4 protein-coding genes are annotated in these 6,095 nt (G+C 67.6%); 2 read left to right on the top strand and 2 right to left on the bottom strand.

What is annotated here, in order from left to right; all coding sequences use genetic code 11:
* Positions 1 to 131 (bottom strand): AAA family ATPase (locus WBA11_RS03180; protein WP_424519280.1); only part of this gene is annotated, 131 nt, incomplete at its 3' end.
* Between the two features lie 358 nt (positions 132 to 489).
* On the opposite strand from WBA11_RS03180, the gene WBA11_RS03185 reads away from it, so the two are divergent.
* Together WBA11_RS03185 and WBA11_RS03190 are read left to right on the top strand one after the other, a co-directional pair.
* The gene (locus WBA11_RS03185; RefSeq protein WP_424519277.1) at positions 490 to 2,466 is read left to right on the top strand and encodes a T9SS type A sorting domain-containing protein; all 1,977 of its coding nucleotides are present in this window, start codon (positions 490 to 492) and stop codon (positions 2,464 to 2,466) included.
* Between the two features lie 83 nt (positions 2,467 to 2,549).
* Complete coding sequence (locus WBA11_RS03190; RefSeq protein WP_424519278.1) at positions 2,550 to 2,819, top strand: cold-shock protein; 270 nt, start codon at positions 2,550 to 2,552, stop codon at positions 2,817 to 2,819.
* A 198-nt stretch (positions 2,820 to 3,017) separates the two neighbouring features.
* Here WBA11_RS03190 and WBA11_RS03195 read toward each other — a convergent pair.
* On the bottom strand, positions 3,018 to 6,095 hold a 3,078-nt coding region (locus WBA11_RS03195), incomplete at its 5' end, for an SEC-C metal-binding domain-containing protein (protein WP_424519279.1).

Raw genomic sequence — 6,095 nt, forward strand, 5'->3', positions numbered from 1 at the left:
AGCTTGAGCGCGCCCAGCAGGATCGACTTGCCCGCACCGGTCTCGCCCGTGATGATGTTGAGCCCGCTGTCGAACTCGACCTCAAGGCGCTCGATGAGCGCGTAGTCGCGGATGGTGAGGCTACGCAGCATGGCGACCTCGAGGACGGGAAGGCGGGCGGGACATACGGAAGGCTACGGCCTCGAGGGCGCCGTGTCACCCCGCCCGCGGTGAAGGATCGCGGCGGCTGCCGTGGAGAGGCGTTGAGGCGCGCCCTCGAAGGTGCATGGAGGAGATGGCGGACGCGGCTTGTGGCCTCGAGGACGGGAATGCGTGCGGAGGCGCGGAAGAGAAGAGGTCCGGAGGATTTCCCTATTGCGACCTCGCGGACGACCCGCGGCCTCGAGGACGGGGAGCAACTGACGGGGCAGGTTCGCGGAACAAGTGGCACCGTGTGAGCTGCCGTCTTCCATCTTCTCGGTGAGATGGGTCAGACACCTCATTTCAACGATGCCCCGCCTCATCCTCCTCTTCGCCCTCGTGGCGCTCGCCGCCTCTCCGGAGGCGCAGACCTGCACCACCTCGTGGACTGCGCCCGTCAGCGGCAACTGGAGCATCCCCTCCAACTGGACCGCTGGCGTCCCCGGCTCGGGTGCCACCGCCTGCATCCAGCAACCGGGCACGTACACCGTCAATTTCGACCAGGAACGCGCTCTGGGCGTACTCGTGCTCGGCGGCGCCTTGGGCACGCAGACGCTCACCCTCTCCGAGACGATGGCGAGCCTGGGCAGCGGCACCGTCGGACCGAACGGGCGCCTCGAAGTGCGCGGCTCGGCCAACTGCGCCTTATGCGATGGCCTGCCGCGCGTCACCGGCACGCTCACCGTCGAGGGCGTGATCACGCACATCGGCCTCACGGGCCTGCTCTCGGAGGGCGGCACGCTGGACATCGCGCCCGGCGGGCAACTGCTGGTCGATACGAGCGTCACCGGCATCAACATCGGGGCCAGCAACGTTTTCTCCACGCTCCGCGTTCGGGGCCGCGTCGTGTTCGATCCGGGCAGCGATACGCCGAACCTGACGACCCTGCACTCCCGTATCGACGTCGACGGCGGCACGTTCGATGTCCGCGCCGGCAGCGTCCGCGTGAACGGCGGCGGCCGAATCGGCGACACCACCTTCGACATCGCCGCGGACGCCGAGATGCGGTTCACGCGCGGGGGCCCTCTCGTCGTCTACGTCGCCGACGGGACGCTCACGGGCGAGCCTCAGGGCTCCCTCGTCTTCACCTTCACCACACTAGCGGCCGGCCCCGGTGGCGCCACCCTCGCCGTCGGCGGGACGGGTCTGCAGACGGAAACCAACGCCGAGTTGGGCAGCACTGGCGGCGCGTTCCTCAACACCGGCCTGTTCCGCGTCCGAAACAACGGATTGTTCATCCGGCAGGTGGTCCTCGAGAACGCGGGCACGATTCGCGTCGAGGATCAGTCGGTCATCACCCCGTTCGAAGGCGCCGTCCTGCGCAACCGCGCCGGTGCGGCGGTGGAACTGCTCGATGGCGCCAGGATTCTGGCGGGCGACGGGACGGGCCAGTTCGAAAACGCGGGCCTGCTGCACGCGCGCGTCGAGGCGTTCACGTCGCTGCGCGTCTCGTCGCTCGGCGGACGGCTCCGCAGCCAGCCCGGTTCCGAACTGCGCATCGGTAATCTCACGCGCCTCGACCTCGACCTCCCCGCCTCGGCCTCGTTTCCGGCCGGTACGCGCGTCACCGGAGACGGGACGCTCCGCATCAGCTCCACGCAGTTCTTCATCGAGGGCGAGGTCAGCCCGGGGACCGAGGTGCAGCCCATCGCGGCGCTTGGTGCGTCTGGCCGGTTCTACTTCTCGCCTACGGCCGGAGACCCGCGCCTGTTGATCGACGTGGACGCCGACGGGCAGAGCGACCGCATCGACTTCATCGGCACCGGCGGCCCGGTCTTTCCCATCCGCCCGGCCGGCACGCTCGTCGTGCGCGTGCGGCCCGGCTACACGCCCCAGATCGGCGACACGTTCACCATCCTCGAGGGCACGAACGTAAACCAGATCCAGGGCGAGTTCGCTCAGGTCGTCGCCGAAGGCGCCCTGGCCGGCATCACCTTCGTCGCCGAGTACAGCAACGCCAACCCGTCCACGATCACCGTCCGCGCCATCGAGGCGGCGCCGACGGCCACGGAGGACGAGGCGGGCGGGGCGCTCTTACTGGCGCCGCACCCAAACCCGGCGCACGGCGCCGTCGTGCTCCGTTGCCGCCTGCCATCGTCGGGCGCGGTGGACCTCCGGGTGTTCGACGCGCTCGGCCGCGAGGTGGCCGTCGTCCTCGAGGGCGAGCGCTCCGCGGGCGACCTCGAGGTCGCCTTCGATGCAGGGCGTCTATCGCCGGGCATCTACGTCGTCGTCCTCGAGGCCGGGGACGCAGTGATGACGCGCACGCTGACGGTGGTACGGTAGCGGCCAGGTTCAGGAATCGAGAGCGTCTGGTGTAACCAGCGGGACGGGCCCTCGTAGCGCCCCCATCTCATCCACACAGACCGATGACTACCGGAACCGTCACCCTCTACAACTCGACCCGCGGAACAGGCACCGTCGCGTGTGGCTCCGGCGGTCGCTTTCCGTTCACGTCCCATGCCGCCGGCCTCGAGGTCGGAGACCGCGTCTCCTTCCGCGCCGTCGGCGGCCGGACAGGGACCTACGCCCTCGAGGTCGTCCGCCTCGAGGCTGCCCCACCGGTGCGCATGACCGCGGGCCAGATCTTCGCGGCACATCGTCCGATGCAGACGGCCGGCTCGGTCTTCGCAGTCTAAATCGCCGTCCTCGAGGACGCCTGCGAACGCGGGTCGGCTCCGAGGGCGAATCGGTTGGAGTGCGTAGCGCAACTCCAATCCGATAGGTCGGCACAGTCAGCTGGTCGAGGGATCTCGACGCTGACCAGATTGACGCACGGCTACAGAGCGGCCTCGAGAACGGACCGATTGGTCTCCGCCCTCGAGGCCGTCCTCATTTCACCCGCGGCCGTGGCAATGCTTGTACTTCTTGCCCGACCCACACGAGCACGGCTCGTTCCGGCCGACCGACTTCTCGACGCTCACTGGCATTGGTTTGGCCGTGGGATCGCGGTCCGCTGACGAAGCTCCGTCACCGCCGACGTTGGCCGCGTAGTCCGGCGTCGCCGCCTCCTGCGTGGCCGTGGCACGGCTCGCGTCCAAGCGCGGCTTCGAGACCTGCTGGACGCGCCGCGCCGCCTGGCGCTGGCTGTCGCCCTGAACGAGGGGTCCGGCCTTGAAGACCAACCCGATCACCTCCTCGTCGACGGTCTGGACCAACTCCTTGAAGAGCTTGAAGGCCTCCATCTTGTACTCGATGAGCGGATCCTTCTGGCCGTAGGAGCGCAGCCCGACGCCTTGCTTCACCTCGTCGAGGTCGCGCAGGTGCTCGGTCCACTTCTCGTCGATCACCGATAGAACGGCCGCGCGCTCGAGCGCGTCGTTGATCTCCTGGCCTTGCGACTCCAGGACGGCCTCCGGCGTCACGGTCGCCCGGAGCACCTTTCGGCCGTCGGTAAAGTCGACGAACAGCTTCTTGGGCCGCTTGTCCTCCTCGGCCTTGTCCATCATGTTCCGGGCCGACGTGTAGAACGGCGACGCCAGCGCCGACCGCTTGCGGCGGTAGTGCGCCGTCGCCTTGTCGAGCGCGTGCTCGATGAGACCGTCTTCGCCGAGCGAGTGCGCCGTGACCGGGTCGACCTCGAGGTCGAACGCCAGGTGCCGGATCAGCGCCTCGCGGATCTCCTCGATGTCGCCGTTGCCGTAGTGCTCCTGGACGATCCGCTCGACCAAGCCGCGCAGCATGTCCAGGATGTCGCCCTTGAGGCGGTCGCCCTCGAGGGCGTGCATGCGGCGGTCGTAGATGACCTCTCGCTGGGCGTTGAGAACGTCGTCGTACTCGAGCTGGCGCTTACGCGACGCAAAGTGGTTCTGCTCGACCTTGGTCTGGGACCGCTCGACGCCCTTGGTGAGCCACTTGTGGGTCAGAACCTCGTCCTCCTCCATCCCGAGCTTGTCCATGATCTTGGCCGTCCGGTCGTGACCGAACAGGCGCATCAGGTCGTCCTCGAGGGAGACGTAGAACTGGCTGAAGCCCGGGTCGCCCTGGCGGCCGGCACGTCCTCGAAGCTGCAGGTCGATGCGGCGGCTGTCGTGACGCTCCGTGCCCAGGATGGCCAGGCCGCCTAGCTCGAGGACGCCCTCGCCGAGCTTGATGTCCGTACCGCGACCGGCCATGTTGGTGGCGATGGTGACGGAACCCTTCTGGCCGGCCTCAGCCACGATTTGGGCCTCGCTCTGCGCACGCGAGGCCTTGGCATTTAGGACGTTGTGCTTGATGTTCGCGCGCTGCAACAGCCGCGACATCTGCTCCGACGTCTCGACGGACGCCGAGCCGATCAGGAGCGGCTGGCCCGTCTCGTGGATCTCCTCGATCCGGTTGACGAGGGCCTTGTACTTGGCCCGCTTTGTCTTGTAGATCAGGTCGTCGTCGTCGTCGCGCGCGATGGGCCGGTTGGTCGGGACGACGACCACGGGCAGGTCGTAGATCTTCCCGAACTCCTCGGACTCGGTCTCGGCCGTGCCCGTCATGCCCGCCAGCTTGGCGTACATGCGGAAGTAGTTCTGGATCGTGATCGTCGCGTAGGTCTGCGTCGCCGCCTGGACCTTGACCTTCTCCTTGGCCTCGATGGCCTGGTGCAACCCGTCCGAGTAGCGACGGCCCGGCAGCACGCGGCCGGTGTGCTCGTCGACGATCATCACCTTGTCGTCCTGCACGATGTACTCCTTGTCCTTCTCGTACAGCGTGTAGCCGCGCAACAGCTGGTTGACGGCGTGGATGCGCTCGGACTTCTCCGAGTACTGCGTGTAGAGCTGGCGCTTGGCCTCCTCGGCCTCGTTGCGCAGCACGCGCAGGTCGTTGTCGAGCTTGTTCTGCCGCTTCTCCTCATCGAGGCTTTCGTCGGCCTGGAGCGAGTCGATCAGGTCCGCTTTCTTCTCTTGGTAGTCCCGCTCGATGACGGCGATCTCCGAGCCGACGTCGGGGATGACGAAGAACTCCGCGTCCGTCCCGGCCGCCCGGCCGATGGTCTCGCGGCCCTTGTCCGTCATCTCAATCTGGTGCTGGGCCTCCTCGAGGGCGAAGTTTAGCGGCTCGTCGACCTCGGGCATCCGCTTGGCGGACTCGGCGAGGTAGATGGCCTCGACCTTGCGGATCAGGACCTCGACGCCGGGCTCGCCCTTGAGCTTGATGAGCTTCTTGTTGCGCGGGAAGCCACGCTGGGAGCGCAGGAGTGCCAAGCCGGCCTCGTCGCGCAAGCGGCTCGCCTGCTTTTTGTCGCCGTTCGCCTCCAAGTTGTCCGCCTCGCGGAGCTTGCGCTCGGCGTCGGAGACGTAGCCGGCGACGAGCTTCTGCTGGTCGCGGACCAGGCGCTCGACGGCGGGGTTGAACTCCTTGAACTCGTCGATCGACGCCTGGGGGACCGGGCCGGAGATGATCAACGGCGTCCGGGCCTCGTCGATCAGGACCGAGTCGACCTCGTCGACGATGGCGTAGTGGTGGTGCCGCTGGACGAGCTGGTTCGCGTCGACCACGAACGAGTTGTCTCGCAGGTAGTCGAACCCGAACTCGTTGTTGGTGCCGTAGGTGATGTCGGCGCGGTAGGCGCCGCGGCGGCCGGGGCTGTGCGACGGGTGCTTGTCGATGCAGTCGACGGTGAGCCCGTGGAACTCGAAGATGGGCGCCATCCACTCGGCGTCACGTTGGGCGAGGTACGGGTTGACCGTCACGACGTGGACGCCGCGGCCGACGAGCGCGTTGAGGTAGATCGGCGCGACGGACGTCAGCGTCTTGCCCTCACCCGTCTTCATCTCGGCGACCTGTCCTCGGTGGAGTACCGTCCCGCCCAAGAGTTGGACGTCGAAGGGCACCATCTGCCACTCGATCTCGGCGCCGCCGGCCTCCCAGGTTTTGCCGACGAACCGGCGGCAGGTCTCCTTGACGACGGCGAATGCTTCCGTCATCACGTCGTCGAGGAC

This window comes from Rubrivirga sp., from assembly GCF_049648075.1.
Lineage (GTDB): Bacteria > Bacteroidota > Rhodothermia > Rhodothermales > Rubricoccaceae > Rubrivirga.